Origin of the sequence: Agilicoccus flavus, assembly GCF_014857905.1 — a bacterium.
Classification (GTDB): Bacteria; Actinomycetota; Actinomycetes; order Actinomycetales; family Dermatophilaceae; genus Agilicoccus; species Agilicoccus flavus.
Genome location: NZ_JACYXE010000017.1, coordinates 1 through 14182, shown reverse-complemented (window position 1 = coordinate 14182; position 14182 = coordinate 1). Strand labels below are relative to the sequence as shown.

At 74.5% G+C, this 14182-nt stretch carries 15 protein-coding genes; 7 read left to right on the top strand and 8 right to left on the bottom strand.

The annotated features are described in order from the left end of the window. Positions 1–84: 84 nt before the first annotated feature. Positions 85–975: a universal stress protein gene (locus ICW24_RS17975; RefSeq protein WP_226347107.1), complete on the top strand. Its 891-nt coding sequence runs from the start codon at positions 85–87 to the stop codon at positions 973–975. A gap of 28 nt (positions 976–1003) precedes the next feature. Further along, positions 1004–1357: a DUF2200 domain-containing protein gene (locus ICW24_RS17970; RefSeq protein ID WP_226347106.1), complete on the top strand. Its 354-nt coding sequence runs from the start codon at positions 1004–1006 to the stop codon at positions 1355–1357. A 74-nt stretch (positions 1358–1431) separates the two neighbouring features. On the opposite strand, the gene ICW24_RS17965 is transcribed toward ICW24_RS17970, so the two are convergent. The 4 genes from ICW24_RS17965 to ICW24_RS17950 form a co-directional block, all read right to left on the bottom strand. Then, positions 1432–1998, bottom strand: coding sequence for a hypothetical protein (locus ICW24_RS17965; RefSeq protein WP_226347105.1), 567 nt, complete (start codon positions 1996–1998; stop codon positions 1432–1434). A gap of 1 nt (position 1999) precedes the next feature. Next, positions 2000–2215 carry a helix-turn-helix transcriptional regulator gene (locus ICW24_RS17960; protein ID WP_226347104.1) on the bottom strand — a complete coding sequence of 72 codons (216 nt, stop codon included), beginning with the start codon at positions 2213–2215 and terminating at the stop codon, positions 2000–2002. A gap of 177 nt (positions 2216–2392) precedes the next feature. Continuing rightward, positions 2393–2890, bottom strand: coding sequence for a DUF2505 domain-containing protein (locus tag ICW24_RS17955; RefSeq protein WP_226347103.1), 498 nt, complete (start codon positions 2888–2890; stop codon positions 2393–2395). A 211-nt stretch (positions 2891–3101) separates the two neighbouring features. After that, positions 3102–3728: an AMIN-like domain-containing (lipo)protein gene (locus tag ICW24_RS17950; protein WP_226347102.1), complete on the bottom strand. Its 627-nt coding sequence runs from the start codon at positions 3726–3728 to the stop codon at positions 3102–3104. Between the two features lie 666 nt (positions 3729–4394). On the opposite strand from ICW24_RS17950, the gene ICW24_RS17945 reads away from it, so the two are divergent. Beyond that, positions 4395–4811: a CPBP family glutamic-type intramembrane protease gene (locus ICW24_RS17945; RefSeq protein ID WP_226347101.1), complete on the top strand. Its 417-nt coding sequence runs from the start codon at positions 4395–4397 to the stop codon at positions 4809–4811. A gap of 65 nt (positions 4812–4876) precedes the next feature. Further along, positions 4877–5452 (top strand): mycothiol transferase, encoded by a 576-nt coding sequence (locus tag ICW24_RS17940; protein WP_226347100.1) that lies wholly within the window; start codon positions 4877–4879, stop codon positions 5450–5452. 27 nt (positions 5453–5479) lie between these two features. Here the strand turns inward: ICW24_RS17940 and codA are convergent, their stop codons facing one another. The 4 genes from codA to ICW24_RS17920 all read right to left on the bottom strand — a co-directional run bounded on the left by codA (position 5480) and on the right by ICW24_RS17920 (position 10620). Further along, complete coding sequence (codA, locus tag ICW24_RS17935) at positions 5480–6715, bottom strand: cytosine deaminase (RefSeq protein ID WP_226347099.1); 1236 nt, start codon at positions 6713–6715, stop codon at positions 5480–5482. Next, entirely contained in the window at positions 6715–8022 is a 1308-nt protein-coding gene (gene codB / locus ICW24_RS17930; RefSeq protein WP_226347098.1) for a cytosine permease, read from the bottom strand. The genes codA and codB overlap by 1 nt, the downstream gene beginning before the upstream one ends. A gap of 225 nt (positions 8023–8247) precedes the next feature. Then, the gene (locus tag ICW24_RS17925) at positions 8248–9426 is read right to left on the bottom strand and encodes an MFS transporter (protein ID WP_226347097.1); all 1179 of its coding nucleotides are present in this window, start codon (positions 9424–9426) and stop codon (positions 8248–8250) included. A 180-nt stretch (positions 9427–9606) separates the two neighbouring features. Next, the gene (locus ICW24_RS17920; protein ID WP_226347096.1) at positions 9607–10620 is read right to left on the bottom strand and encodes a lactonase family protein; all 1014 of its coding nucleotides are present in this window, start codon (positions 10618–10620) and stop codon (positions 9607–9609) included. Positions 10621–10710: 90 nt separating this feature from the next. Between ICW24_RS17920 and ICW24_RS17915 the strand changes: the two genes are divergently transcribed. The 3 genes from ICW24_RS17915 to ICW24_RS17905 all read left to right on the top strand — a co-directional run bounded on the left by ICW24_RS17915 (position 10711) and on the right by ICW24_RS17905 (position 14084). Beyond that, complete coding sequence (locus ICW24_RS17915) at positions 10711–11949, top strand: PQQ-dependent sugar dehydrogenase (protein WP_226347095.1); 1239 nt, start codon at positions 10711–10713, stop codon at positions 11947–11949. Positions 11950–12058: 109 nt separating this feature from the next. Further along, on the top strand, positions 12059–12340 hold the full coding sequence (locus ICW24_RS17910) for a hypothetical protein (RefSeq protein WP_226347094.1): 282 nt from the start codon (positions 12059–12061) through the stop codon (positions 12338–12340). A gap of 88 nt (positions 12341–12428) precedes the next feature. Beyond that, positions 12429–14084: an FUSC family protein gene (locus ICW24_RS17905; RefSeq protein ID WP_226347093.1), complete on the top strand. Its 1656-nt coding sequence runs from the start codon at positions 12429–12431 to the stop codon at positions 14082–14084. Positions 14085–14182 lie beyond the last annotated feature (98 nt).

The following is a 14182-nucleotide window of genomic DNA, read 5'->3' as shown; positions in this document are numbered from 1 at the left end:
CTCGGCGGCATTCGCGGAGGAGAATGGAGGTGTCGCCCCAGCGGTCACCCGGGCCGGCCGGGGAGGCGCGAGAGGAGTTCGTCCATGTCCGCCACCCGCCCCCTCGTGGTCGGCTGGGACGGTTCGGACGGCGCGCGCGACGCCGTCGTCTGGGCCGCCCGCACCGCGCACCGCCTCCACCGCCCGCTGCGCATCGTCTTCGTCTCCAACCTCGCGGACATGGTCTACGGGGCCGAGCCGATGATGGTCCTGCCCCAGAAGCTCACGGCCGCGCAGGAGGAGGAGATCCTCGCGCCGGCCCGTGAGCTCGCGGCGCAGACCGCCCCCGGGCTGACGATCGAGGCGGAGTGCCTCGACGGCCACCCCGTCACCGCGCTCGTCGGCCAGTCGGCGGAGGCCGAGCTGCTCGTGCTCGGCAGCCGCGGCCGCTCACGCTTCGTCTCGACCCTCACTGGCTCCACCGGCGTCGCGGTGACGTCCCACGGCCAAGGGCCCGTCGTCGTCATCCGGAACCCACCCGCGCAGGACGAGCACGGCCCCGTCGTGGTCGGCGTCGACGGGTCCGAGACGTCGAAGGAGGCCGTCGCGTTCGCCGCCCGATACGCCGACGCGGTCGGCGCCCCGCTCACGGCCGTCTGCGCGGTGCCCGAGCCACCGCCCGAGATCGCGACGCAGATCCCCCTGCCTGGCGAGTACTACCGCGAGCTCAAGGAGCGCGCCGAGGCCGAGACGCACGAGGCCCTCGCCGGGCTCCGCGAGGACTACCTCGACCTGCAAGTGGACATCGTCATCGCCGACGAGCCCCCCGGCCCGGCCCTGGCCCGACAGGCCGACACCGCGCACCTGCTCGTCGTCGGCTCGCACGGACGCGGCGGATTCGCGGGCATGCTGCTGGGCTCGGTGAGCCGGGCGGCGCTGTTCTCCGCGGCGTGCCCCGTCGCGGTCGTCCGGCACCCCCGCCACCGTCGCTCCTGACGCCGGCCCGACCCGAGGAGGACGGCCCGTGGCCGGTCACCGCATCTTCACGACGAGCTTCGCGAGCATCTACCCCCACTACGTGACCAAGGTCGAACGCAAGGGCCGCAGCGAGGAGGAGCTCACGACCGTCATCACGTGGCTGACCGGCTACGACGGGCAGGGTGTCCGCCGCACCCTGGAGGAGGGCGTCGATCTCGAGACGTTCTTCGCGCGGGCCCCCGCGATGAACCCCGACGCCTCCCTCATCACGGGGAGCATCTGCGGCCACCGCGTCGAGGACATCGAGGACCCGCTCATGCAGCGGATTCGCTACCTCGACAAGCTCGTGGACGAGCTCGCCCGGGGCAAGAAGATGACTTCGATCCTGCGCGGCGGCTGAGTCGGACGAGCGGCCGGACGCGGCGTGGACGGCGCACCCTTCTCGGGGCGCGCCGTCCACGTCGTGTCGGAGGCTCAGAAGTCGTCGTCCGGTTCGTCGGCCGTCCGCGACGCCCGGGCCGCCTTGCGGCGGGTGGAGGCGACGTGCCAGGCGCCGCCGATGACGGCGCCGACCACGCCACCCACCGCCATGCCCTGCAGCGCGCCCCCCATGCTCGCGCCGGCGGCGAGCGCGTCCCCCACGGGGAGGAGGGGGCGGCCGGTGAGGCCCAGGAAGGCGAGGGTGCCGCACCAGGCGAGGACGGCGACGAGCGCGACGACCTGCCCCCGCACGTAGGCCCGGCGGTCCCGGGTGGCGAGCAGGTCGAAGTCGACGTTCCGGCGGCGGGCGTACCAGGCAGCAGCCGCCGAGGGCGCCACCGCGACGAGGAGGAAGCCGAGCGAGGCGCCGACGCTGCCCGCCGCGCCGGCGAGGACCGCCGCGGCGAGGGCGGCGTAGAGCGCGAGGGTGAACCCGAAGCTGCACGCCTCGAGTACGACGCGGCGCTCCCGCTCGTCTCCGTAGACCGGTGAGTCCAGGTCCAACACCCGGTCGGCGACGGCGTCGAGATTCGCACCCCTGCGGTGTTCGCGTGTGGCCATCTCAGTTCTCTCCCTCCGGTAGCGGGAACAGGTCCTCCACCCGCGCGTCGAGCGCGCGGCCGATCCGCAGGGCGAGGTACACGCTCGGGGCGTGCTCGCCGCGCTCGATCGAGATGATCGTCTGCCGCGAGACGCCGACGGCCGCGGCCAGCTCGGCCTGGGTCGTCCGGTGCTCGCGGCGGCGCTCGCGCACCCCCACCACGGCGGTGACGGTCATGAGGACTCCGATTCCGTCAGGTTTCCTTGACATTATTAGTCAAGCACGCTTGACATGTAGTGTCAAGGAAACCCGACATCAGCGAGAGGAAGTGGGCCGGCGCGGGCGTGCAGCCTGGGCGCCGTTCTCGCGGACGTGGGTACGGCCCGGATTGCGGGACGCCGACGAGCCGAGGCGTCAGGCCCCCCGGATGACCTCCGCCTCCCGCTCGAGCGCCGCCGCGAGACGGCCCAGCACCGCCCGCTCGATGGCCGACCCGAGCAGCGGGACGGAGACGTCGAGGTCGAGACGGTAGATGAGCGCGCTGTCCTGCGGGCCGCGGGGCGCCAGCCGCGCCGCCGCCCGGATGCGCGTGGCCGGGATCGCCCCCAGGTCGATGTCGACCTGCGCGTGCGCCCCGCCGTCGTCAGCGAGGAACCACGCCTCGCGCCGACTCACCTGCACCTGCGCCGGCATCGCGGCCGCGACCCGGGCGGGGATCCAGCTCTCGGGCAGCCGGCCGGTCACCGCGTAGACGAGGAACGCGCCACCGTCGACAGGCCCGCCCAGCTCCGTGACCTCCGCCGCGAGGGTCGGGTCGGACGCGGCGCGGGCCCGGGCGACCTCGGGGTCGCGGCAGCGTTCGAGCACCTGCTTCGGGCGGCCCGGGATCGAGAACTCCATGTCCTGCCGCATCGCGCCACCTCGACCTCGTCCACTCGTGCGTCGCTCCGACGCCGCACCCCCAGCATGTCAGCCGGCGCCTCGGAGGCGGGCCGTGGATGCCCCGCCTCCCCCGCGCTCCCTCCGGGACTGACGACACGGCGCAGCGCTCCAGAGACGTGCCAGACCGATCGGTCAGAATCCTGACCGATCGGTCTGAATGGTGCGGGGAACGGCGACCGCCCTACGGGCGGTGGGCCACGTCGATGACGACACGGCTCGTCCGCGTCCCGGGCAGGACGACGACCCGGAACGGCACGCGGCGGGTGACGCCGATGCCGATCGTGCTCACGCCCTCGAACGAGCCCGCGAGCGCCACCTGCCGCAGCGAGGTGAATCCACCGGTGCGGACGAGCTCGGACGACTTCTTCGGGGCGTAGACGATCCGGCCCCGGGAGTCGTACACGACGTGGCCGAGGCTGACGTTGAGCTTCGCCCGGCCGCGCAACGGCACGGGATCACCGGTGCCGTCCTGGTACACGACCGGCACGTACTCGACGTTCACCGCGCCGCGCGGGACGGCCCCGCGGATGTCGATGACGAGTCGGTCGAAGCACGCGTGCCGCCCGGCGCGGACGTCACTGATGGGCCCGCGCCCCATCGTCACCGGCGCCCGACCCTTCTCCCCCGTCCCCCACGGGGTGTGACACGCGGCGGCCGCGCGGCCCGCCGACGTGGCCGTGCCGGCCGTGACCCCTGCCGACCCGCCGCTCGCGGCCGGCGCGGCGCCGGCCCCGACGACTCCGGACCCGCCCGCGATGACCGCACAGGCCACCGCGCGGGTCGTCCACCGACGAATGAGATGTGACATGAGAGCCCCCTTGCCCTCGAGGGGCGGCGAGGTGCCGCCCCGTCCCCGGGGCCGGATCCGGTCCCGCTCGCAGGTCTACGCCCGAATCACGTTGCGGTCCAGGGCAGCTCGTGCTCCCGAGGTGCCGCTCGCGGCCCGCTCCGAGAGAAGGCCGTCGGCGAACGGAGGCGGGTCCGCCGCCCCGGGCGAGCGCGACCCGGCGCATCGCTCACGCCGGTGACCGGCCGGTGAAGGGTGCGTGCCGTCTCGATGAACGGCCCCGGGGCCGCGGCGGGCCCACCCTACTCTCGGGCGCATGGGACCCGATCCGATTCCTCCGACGGCCCGACGACGACTCCCGACCGATCGGTCGGGCCTTCCTGCGCACGTCCGTCGGTGGTTCGGCGGGCGGCCCGGCGCGGACACGGCGATCGCCGCGCTCACCCTGGTCGGCCTCTGGGGGTGTTATTTCCTCGGGGCCGGCCGGGGGATCTCGTGGGTGCTCTACGCCGGGATCCTCGTGTTCGGGACGGCGTTACCGGCCTGGGCCATCTCCCGCAGCGGCGCCCGGTGGGCCGACCTCGGCCTCACGCGGCGTCGGCTCGTGGTCTCCCTCGTCGCCGCGCTCGTGCTCGGCGGGGCGAGTCTGCGAGGGCGCTGGGTCTGGCCGGCGGGTCGGGGGTCGACGTGCTCACCCAGTTCCTCGCCAACGCGGTCGTCCTGTGGGAACCGTTCTTCGTCTTCGGCTGGCTCTACCTGCGCTGGGAGAAGGCGTTCGGGATCGTCGCCGCCGTGGTTCTCGCCGGCGCCGGCTTCGCCCTGCAGCACCTCGGGTCGGTGCCGCCGGCGCAGGCCCTGAGCTTCGGCGTCTTCGGCCTGGTGATCGCGGCGATCTTCGCGCTGACCCGCAACCTCGCGATCCTCTGGCCGCTGTTCTACCCGGTCGCCTCGACGATCGGCACCCTGCAGGCGGGCTTCGTCATGGGGTGGGGCGAGATCGTCGGCGGGGCCGCGCTCCTGCTCGTGCAGGCCGTCGTGATCGTCGTGCTCATGCGCCGGCGGGGCCGCGACGCCCCCGCCGCGGGCGGCGCCGCGACCTCGTGACCAGCGGACAGGGTCCGTCCTCATTGGTGCGTAGCGTCCCGGCATCGCCGATCCGAGGAGACCCCGTGAGCCCCGACGCGCCACCCGCACCGACCCCACCGCCTCCCTGGGAGCCGCCGCTCGCGGGCACCGAGGCCGAGCACCTGGTGGGCATGCTCGACCGGCTGCGCTGGACCTTCCGCTGGAAGGCCGACGGGCTCGACGACGCGGGGTTGCGGTTCGCCCTGCCCTCCTCGGCGCTGACCCTCGGCGTCCTCCTGCGCCACCTCGCCGTCTGCGAGGACGACGTGTTCGCCTGGCGCATCGCCGGCCGGCGGCCCGAGTCGTTCGAAGCGGCGCCCGCGGGGCACGACGTGCGCTCGTGGCAGTTCGAGGGTCCCGACGGCCCGGCGGCCGACGTCTACGCGTTCTACGACGCCGCCGTCGCCCGCTCCCGGGCCCGCCTCGCCGCGATCGTCGAGGAGGGCCGGCTCGACGCCCCCGGCCACCTGGAGTTCGAGGGCGTCCGGCCGAGTGTCCGCCGCCACGTCTGCGACCTCGTCGAGGAGTACGGCCGCCACACCGGCCACGCCGACCTCCTCCGTGAGGCCCTCGACGGGCGGGTCGGCGAGGACCCGCCGCCGGAGTGGCGGCCCGGTTGAATCAGGGCGCCCGCGGCGCCGGCCGGCTCAGAAGAGCACCTCGCGCCGGACGGGCTCGGTCCGGGCGATGACCCGTCCGGCCCGGTAGGAGGCCAGCACGGGCGCGTTCCAGTTGAGGGCGTCGTACCAACTCTGCGCGTCGAGCACCACGAGGTGGGCGGGCCGACCGACCTCGATGCCGTACCCGTCGCCGAGGTGCAGGGTGCGGGCGGCGTTCGTCGTGACGAAGCGGTAGGAGTCGACGATCTGGTCGTGGCCCATCATCTGGGTGACGTAGAGGCCGGTGAAGACGACGTCGCGCAGGTTGCCGGTGCCGAGCGGGTTCCACGGGTCGCAGATGTCGTCCTGCCCGAACGACACGTTGAGGCCGGCCTCGGTGAGCTCCTTGACGCGGGTGACGCCCCGCCGCTTGGGGTAGCTGTCGATCCGGCCCTGCAGGTGCGTGTTGACGACGGGGTTCGAGACGAAGTTGATGCCGCTGAGCGAGAGCAGCCGCAACAGTCGGGTGAAGTAGGCGTTGTTGTAGCTGTGCATCGCCGTCGTGTGCGACGCCGTGACGCGGTCACCGAGGCCCAGCTCGTAGGCGCGGGTCGCGAGCGTCTCGAGCCCGCGGGACGCCTCGTCGTCGATCTCGTCGCAGTGGACGTCGACGAGGAGCCCGCGCTCCGCGGCCAGCTCGCACACGAAGTTCAGCGACTCGACCGCGTACTCGCGGGTGAACTCGAAGTGCGGGATGGCGCCGAGCACGTCGACGCCGAGGTCGGCCGCCCGCGTCATCAGCGCGCGACCGTCCGGGAAGGAGCAGATGCCCTCCTGCGGGAACGCGACGATCTGGATCGTCACCCACTCCGCGAGCTCCTCGCGCAGCTCGAGCAGCGCGTGCAGGGCGGTGAGCTGCGGGTCGGTGACGTCGACGTGGGTGCGCACGAACTGCACCCCGAACCCCGCCTGCTGGCGCACGACCCGGTTGACGCGCTCCTTGACGTCCTCGCGGGTCAGCGTCGTCTTGCGCTGCGCCCACCGCTCGATGCCCTCGAAGAGCGTGCCGGAGTGATTGGGCTCGGGTTGGCCCGCCGTGAGCACCGAGTCGAGGTGGATGTGGGACTCGACGAACGGCGGCAGCACGAGCCGGCCGTGCCCCTGCACGACCTTCTCGGACCCGGCCGGCGCCAGGCCCGGTCCGATCTCGGCGAACACGCCGTCGACCATGCGCAGGTCGACCGGGCCGGTCCCCTCGGGCAGGCGGACGTCGCGCAGCAGCATCAGACACCCGCCCGGGTCGTCGCGCCGGCCGGTCGCCCACCCTGCACGAGATCGCCGACGAACCAGCACACGAGCGCGACGACCATCGCGTTGATCGAGGGGACGCCGGCGGGCACGAGGATGCCGACGAGGCCCCCGGCGACCACGCCGACGACGGCGCCGACGTGGACCCCGTGCAGGGGACGCGCGACGCCGTCCGCGGCCAGGTAGTGCTCGCGGTGGCGGACGAAGTCGGCGATGAAGATCGCGCCGACGGGCGGCAGGGCGGCCGAGAGGAAGGTGAGCCAGCCCACGAAGTTGTCGTACAGCCACATGGCGAGGAGGGTCCCGACGAACCCGGCGACGAGGACGAGCGGGCGCCGGGGCGCGTTCGTGATGTTCGCGAACCCGAGGCCCGAGGAGTAGAGGGCGTTGTTGTTCGTCGTCCAGATGTTGGCCCCGAGCACGATGATCGCCGGCAGGGCCAGACCCTGCGCGATCATCACGTAGAAGATGTCGTCCTTGCCGGTGAACGCCCCGCCGACCGCGCCGAAGCCGAACATGAGGGCGTTCCCGAGGAGGAACGCGACGACCGTCGTGACGACGGCGCTGCCCGGCGTGGAGGCGAACCGGGTGAAGTTCGGAGTGGCCGTGCCGCCCGAGATGAACGAGCCGATGACGAGGGCGATGCCCGTGAGCAGCGGCATCCCCCCGGAGGCGCCGAACACCTGCGCGAGCCCGCCCGCGTCGTTCGTCGCGGTGACCATCGACCACGTGCCGAGCAGGGCGATGAGCGGCACCGACACGAAGCTGACGATCTCGATGGCCTTGATGCCGAAGTACGCCGACGCGGTCATGGCCGCGCCCCCGAGGAGCACGACGATCCACGGGCTCGTCCCGATGATCTCGGAGGTGGGGATGGCGAACATCGCGACGCCCACCCCGAACCACCCCATCTGCGTGAGCGAGATGAGCGCGGACGGCAGGTAGCTGCCCGTCGTGCCGAACGCGCGCCGGGCGATGAGGTCCATGCCGAGGCCCGTGCGCGCGCCCACGTAGGCGAGCGCGCCGGTGTACACGGCGAGGAAGAGCCCGCCGAGGAGGACCGCGGTGAGGAACCCCGAGAGGTCGAGTCCCGTGCCGAGCTTGGCGCCGACGCTCATGCTCGCCGAGAAGAAGGTGAACCCGAGCAGGACGAACCCGACCGACCAGAACCCGCGGCGGGCCGTTCGGGGCACGGGGGAGAACGCGTAGTCGGGGTCGACGGCGACCTCGGGGTCGACGGGCCGGTCGGCAGCGGGCTCGCTCTGCGGGGCGGTGCGGGACATGGGGGCTCCTGGCACGGGAGGGAACGACCGGCGCAGCGATGGGCGTCACCGCAACCTATCGAACACGGGGGACGGTTCCGGGCCTCGCGGCCGGACCGTGACCGGGGTGTGACCCCCTCGTGACCCGTCGATCCTCGACGCGGCCGTGGCCGCGAACGTCGTGAACAGGGGCGACGGAACGGGACGACGCCGGGGCCGGCGGCACCGCCTGCGACGCGCGGCCGCTCAGCCGATCGTGCGCATCGCCGGGTGGCGGGACGCCCCGAGGAGGAAGACCAGCGCGAGGGCGCACAGCCCGGCGAAGCCGAGGAACACCGCGCCGTACCCGAGCGAGCTCACCCCGGCGAGACCGACGACCGGCCCCGACAGGATCGCGCCGATCTTCCGGGTGTTCATGAACAACCCCGACGCGAGCCCCGGGCCCGGGATGACCGCCTGGAACCACGCGAGGCCGATGCCCGAGACGATCGCGATGAAGAACGCGTTGAGGACCTGCAGGCCCAGGAGGGCGGCCGGCGCCGCCGCGAGCACGACGAGGCCGTTGTAGGCGACGCCGGCGAGGGCGCCCGCGACCATGAGCAGCGGCGCGGCGAACCGCGCGCCGAGCCACCCGGCGAAGACGAGGGCGGGCACCTCGAGGGCCGCGCAGACCCCGAGTGCGACCCCCGCCCACATGACGTCGAGTCCCAGCGAGCGGGTGACGAAGAGCGTCGTCACGACGACCGCGCCGTAGTTCGCCGCCTGGAGCAGCACGACGGCGACGGCGGCCGCGGCGAGGGGCAGCCGCGGGGCGCGCTCGCGGCGGTCGTCGACGGCGGGGGCCGCCGTCCCCGACATCCCGCGACGGACGTCGGAGAGCCGCATGGCGACGGTCGTGACCGCGGCGCCCGCGCCGACGGCGGCGATGAGCGCGAGGACGGAGCGGTCGCCGAACAGGCCCATGACGAAGGTCGCGATCGGCGGCCCGGCGACCCAGGCGAAGGCCAGCACCGCCCGCGTGCCGACGATGTCGGCCAGGCCGGCGCCGCGGTGCTTGAGGTGCGCGAAGAGCAGCGCCGCCCCCACCCCGGCCGGGCCGCCGAACGCGACGAGGGCGACGAGGGCCACCGGCAGCGACGTCGTGACCCCCATGACGGCCGCGCACAGGATCGTCAGGACCGAGCACGCGAGCATGGGGCGCAGGTACTCGCCGGTGCGGTCCGCCCGGACGGGCAGCACGAGAGACGCGACGAATCCCGCCACGTTGTACACGGAGAGCACCCAGCCGACGTCGCCGGGCGACGCGTCGTACAGCGAGACGAGGAGGATCCCGATGACCGGGTTGAGGAGGGCGGCCTGCAGCCCCCACAGCAGCGCGGCGGACGGGACGAGCACCTCGCGCCGGGAGGGTGTGCCCTGGGCCATGGCCACCCTCCCGCTGCTCCGAGCGGCTCGGATCGGGCCGCGGGGGTCAGCCTAGGTCGGCGGGACCGGCCGATGCGGGAAGCCGCTCACCCCCCGCGCCGGGTCCGGCCCGGACGGCCCTCGACCGAGGAGACTGCGGAACCGGCTCGCCCGCGGATCGACGGCCTGCGCCTCACCTTCTCAGACGACGCGGACCCAGTTCGCCTTTGCGCCGATCGCCACCCGCTCGACGGGCACGAGGCGGCCGTCGTCCTCGACGCGGTGCAGGCGAAGGTGGGTGGAGCGCTCGCCGGCGGCGATCGCCAACCGCTCGTCGGGGGTGACGACGAACCCGCGCGGCTGGGTCTCGGTCCCGGAGATGGATACGACCTGCCCGAGACGGCCGTCGGCGTCGAGCGCGACCGAGGCGATCGTCGACGCGGTCCGCTCCGAGCACAGCAGGAACCCCCGGGCGACGTGCAGGTCGGCGCCCCAGCGCAGGTGCTCCTCGAGCGGGTCGGCCCCCATGCGGCTGTGGGCCAGGTTCGCGGCCGGATCGTCGATGCGTACCGACTCCGCCGCGGTGAGCGTGCCGTCGTCCGCGACGTCGAAGCGGATCGCCTCCGCCGAGTACTCCGTGACGAGGTAGGCGTTGCTCCCCGCGAGGACGAGGTGGCGCGGCCCGCTCCCCTCCGGGCAGGCGACGGTGGGCGGGTCGAGCGGGGTGAGGGCGCCGCCGGGCGCGACCGAGAACTGGGCCACGAGGTCCTCGCCGAGCGAGACGACGTACGCGTACGGCCCGGCCGCGACGACGCAGTGGGCGTTGGCGAACTCGACCCGGCTGCGGGGCTCCCCGACCGTCCCGTCGTCGCCGACCTGCCACGACGCGGCGAAACCCCCGCCGAAGGAGGCGCCGAGGAGGACGCTCCCGTCGTGGGTGAGCTCGAGGTAGGTGAGGGAGTCGTCGACGGCCCGGCGCGAGGTCTCGGTGAGCTCGCCGGACGCGCGGTCGAGCCGCAGCGTGACGAGCTGGGCCGGCTCCCCCTTGGCCGCCGCGTACACGAGGTCGCGGCGGGCGTCGACCGCGAACGTCCCGCACCCGTCGCCGACGGGCGAGGTCGCGAGCCGGTTCAGGTGCGCCGTGCCGTCGGTCTGCAGGTTCAGGGCGGAGACAGTGCCGTCGCCCGATTCGGCCACGAGGACGAGTTCGGTCATGCCCCGACCCTAGGGCACCCCCGCGCGGCGCACCCGCCCTCGGGGCTCGCCGCCGGACCCTGGCGCCGCCTCGCCGCGTAAGGTCGCTCCATGGCGCCCCGGAAGCTGGTCCTCGCGTCCGCCACGCTCGCCGCGATCGTGTTCAGCACGGGGTGTACGTCACCGGGCTCGACGGGGCCGCAGTCGGATTCGCCCCGGTCGGCTGCCACGGGCGCCACGGGTTCCACGGGCTCCACTGCCTCGAAGGCCCCGGAGTCGGCCGGCGCCGCGTTCCCGGCCGGGACACCGGGCCCCGACGGCGCCCCCTTCACGGTGGCCGAGGTGGCGACGCTGGACGCGCCCTGGGCCATGGCGTTCCTCCCGGACGGCCGCGCCCTCGTCACGCTCAAGGGCGGGACCCTCCTGCTCGTCGACCCGGCTTCGGGGGCCACGCAGGAGGTCGCCGGGGTGCCCGGGGTCGCCGACGCGGGGCAGGGCGGGCTCGGCGACGTCATCGTCGGCCCGACGTTCGCCACCGATCGGCGGATCTACCTGAGCTGGGCCGAGGAGGCCGACGGCGGCACCCGGGCCGTCGTCGCCCGGGCCACGCTGCCGGCGGACGGGCAGCCCCGGCTCGAGGGCCTCACGCCCCTCTGGCGGCAGGACCCCAGCAGCGGGAACGCGCACTACTCGCACCGGATGGCGATCGCCCCGGACGGGCGCCACCTGTTCATCAGTTCCGGTGAGCGGCAGAAGATGGAGCCCGCGCAGGACCTCGGCACCGACCTCGGCAAGATCCTGCGGCTCGACCTGTCGGGGCAGCCTCCCGCCGACAACCCGTTCGCGAGCCGGGGCGGGGCCGCGGCGCGGGTGTGGAGCCTCGGCCATCGCAACCCCCTCGGGCTGGCCTTCGACGGCGACGGCCGCCTGTGGTCCTCGGAGATGGGCCCGCAGGGCGGCGACGAGGTCAACCTCGTCGAACGGGGCGGCAACTACGGCTGGCCGCGCGCCTCGAACGGCAGCCACTACGACGGGCGCGACATCCCCGACCACGCCGCGGGCGACGGGTTCGTCGCCCCCAAGGCCTCGTGGAACCCGTCGATCTCGCCGAGCAGCCTGATGATCTACTCCGGCGCCGCCTTCCCGGCCTGGCGCGGCGACGCGTTCGTGGGCGCCCTGTCCGGGCAGGCCCTCATCCGCCTCGACCTCGACGGGACCACCGCGACGGCGGCCGACCGGTGGGACCTCGGCGAACGCATCCGCGAGGTCGAGCAGGGGCCCGACGGCGCGATCTGGCTGCTCGAGGACGGCTCGTCGGGCCGTCTCCTGCGCCTCGCCCCGACCGGCTGACCGGCGGCCGTCCTCCCCCGGCTCGGTCGTCGCCCGCCCGCCCGCGCGGGCGCCGTCGCGGGCGTGACAGGCTGACGATCGCCCCACCACCCCGACGGAAGGACTCCCCGTGAGCACCGACGACCAGACCCCCGAGGTCGACCCCCGCGACAACCCCGAATCGCAGACCGCGGAGGACACGGCCAGCCAGACCGGCACCCGTTCCGCCGAGGGCGGGGCCGTCATGTCCGACGCGCCGACCGCGGGCGAGGGGGCCGACGGCGTCATCGGCGGCCGCGTGACCGGCACCGACTCGGGCGACCTCCTGTCCGGGGTGACGATCAGCGAGGACGACGCGCAGGACGCCGTCCCCGGCGACACCGGCCCCGAGCACCACGGCGAGCGCCGCTGACGCGGATCCCTCGGCCGCCCACCGCCGTCTCGACCCACGGGCCGGCCGGCGCCGGGAGGACCCGGGCGCGTCGGGGACAATCGGGACGGTGCCCTCGAATCCCCTGAGCCCGTGGCGTCGCCACGCGCGGGCCGCGTTCGTGCTCAACCCGTCGCCGCCGCGCTGGCCGGTGGCCCTCAAGGCCGCGGCGACGATGCTCGTCGTGCTCGGCACCGCCCAGGTCGTGGGCGACCTGCGGCTGGGCATGCTCGCGAGTCTCGGCGCCTTCACCGTCCTCTACGGTCCGACGACGGCCGCTCGCTACCGGCGACGGCTGATGCTGGGGGTGGCCACGGGGCTCGTCGCCGCGGCCGGTCTCGGCGCCCTCGCCGCCCCCATGCCGGTCCTCGGGGTGCTCGCGCTCGCGGCGACGGCCACCCTCGCCTCCTTCGCCTGCCTCACGCTGCGGGTCGGTCCGCCCGGGGCGTTCTTCTTCGTGCTCGTCAACGGGGTCGGCGGCCTCGCCGCGTTGCACGGCCCACCGGTCGCCCACGTGGTCGCGGCGACGATCGTCGGGGCCGCCGTCGCGTTCGCCGTCGGGCTGAGCGACCTCGTCCGCGACCCGTCCCGGCCCCAGCGGCTCGCCGTCGAGGCCGCGGAGTCCGCGATGGGCCGGTTCGAGGCGGAGGACCGGCGCGGGGCGCTCGAGGCGGTCCGGCATGCGACGTCCACCGCGCTGCACCACGCGTGGACCGTCGTCACCGACGCCGGTTCGCAGCCGGAGTGGACGACCCGCCTGTGGTCGGTGCAGGACCGGTACGTCGCGGCCACGGCGCGGATCACGGGCGGCATCCTCGGCATCGACCCGGCGCCGTGGGGGCCCGCGGGCGACGAGGGCCCCGAGCGCCGGGAGCCGGCGGGGGTCGAGGCACCGGCGGAGATCGACGCGCCGGGGCTGCCCGGTGAGCCCACCGGCACTTCGGCGCCCGGGGCGGGCGCCCCGGGGAGCGGGGCCGACCGGGGCGAGCGCGCGCGGCGGATCGACGTCGAGCAGATCCGCGACACCTCGCTCGGACGCCCCGGCGCCGCCGCCCTGCTGCGCCGCGCCGCGCGCTGGCCGTCCGAGATCCTGCTCGTCGCCGCGCGGGTGGCCCTCGCCTCGCTGGTGGCGGGCGCGATCGCGCTGGCCCTCGGCGGATCGCACGTCTACTGGGCCGCCGCGTTCGCCACCCTCGTCCTGCACCAGGGCGGCACCCGGGAATCCCAGATCGTGCGCGCCCTGCAGCGGCTCGCCGGGACGGCGGTCGGTCTCCTGCTCTTCGCGGCGCTCACGGCGCTCGACCCGCAGGGGTGGGCGCTCGTCCTCGTGGTCGCCGGGCTCCAGTTCGTGGTCGAGCTGCTCATCGTCCGCAACTACGGCTTCGCGGTCGTCGCCATCACGCCCCTCGCGCTGACGATCGGGTCGCACGCCGCCGCCCGCTCCGACCCGGGCTCGCTCGTCGTCGAGCGCGGCCTCGACACCGTGCTCGCGGTGACCGTCGCGCTCGTCGTCCTCGCCGTCTCGGGGCGGGGGCACAACGTCACCCTGCTGCGCGCGTACGCCCGCGACGTCGTCGTCGGGATCGACGAGGTCCTGGCCGACCTCGCGACGGGCCGCCTCGAGACCCGCGCCGCCCGCGAGCACCGCCGACTGCTCTACCACGCGCTGCTCGAATCCGACCAGGTGGCGCGGCGCACCGCCGCCGGAAGATGTCAAGCAGTCTGAGACACGTCTCGTTACGCGGTCTGTATGAGGGCCTCCGGTGATGGCTGGTTGATCCAGGCCGCCTCGGGCAGCTTGGGCGCGACCGGGCGGCGATTACC

Coding starts and splice junctions, on each gene's coding strand:
- ICW24_RS17925 (WP_226347097.1), bottom strand. CDS start 9,426: ATGGCCCAGGGCACACCCTCCCGGCGCGAGGTGCTCGTCCCGTCCGCC.
- ICW24_RS17975 (WP_226347107.1), top strand. CDS start 85: ATGTCCGCCACCCGCCCCCTCGTGGTCGGCTGGGACGGTTCGGACGGC.
- ICW24_RS17915 (WP_226347095.1), top strand. CDS start 10,711: ATGGCGCCCCGGAAGCTGGTCCTCGCGTCCGCCACGCTCGCCGCGATC.
- ICW24_RS17920 (WP_226347096.1), bottom strand. CDS start 10,620: ATGACCGAACTCGTCCTCGTGGCCGAATCGGGCGACGGCACTGTCTCC.
- ICW24_RS17950 (WP_226347102.1), bottom strand. CDS start 3,728: ATGTCACATCTCATTCGTCGGTGGACGACCCGCGCGGTGGCCTGTGCG.
- codB (WP_226347098.1), bottom strand. CDS start 8,022: ATGTCCCGCACCGCCCCGCAGAGCGAGCCCGCTGCCGACCGGCCCGTC.
- ICW24_RS17965 (WP_226347105.1), bottom strand. CDS start 1,998: ATGGCCACACGCGAACACCGCAGGGGTGCGAATCTCGACGCCGTCGCC.
- ICW24_RS17955 (WP_226347103.1), bottom strand. CDS start 2,890: ATGCGGCAGGACATGGAGTTCTCGATCCCGGGCCGCCCGAAGCAGGTG.
- codA (WP_226347099.1), bottom strand. CDS start 6,715: ATGCTGCTGCGCGACGTCCGCCTGCCCGAGGGGACCGGCCCGGTCGAC.
- ICW24_RS17960 (WP_226347104.1), bottom strand. CDS start 2,215: ATGACCGTCACCGCCGTGGTGGGGGTGCGCGAGCGCCGCCGCGAGCAC.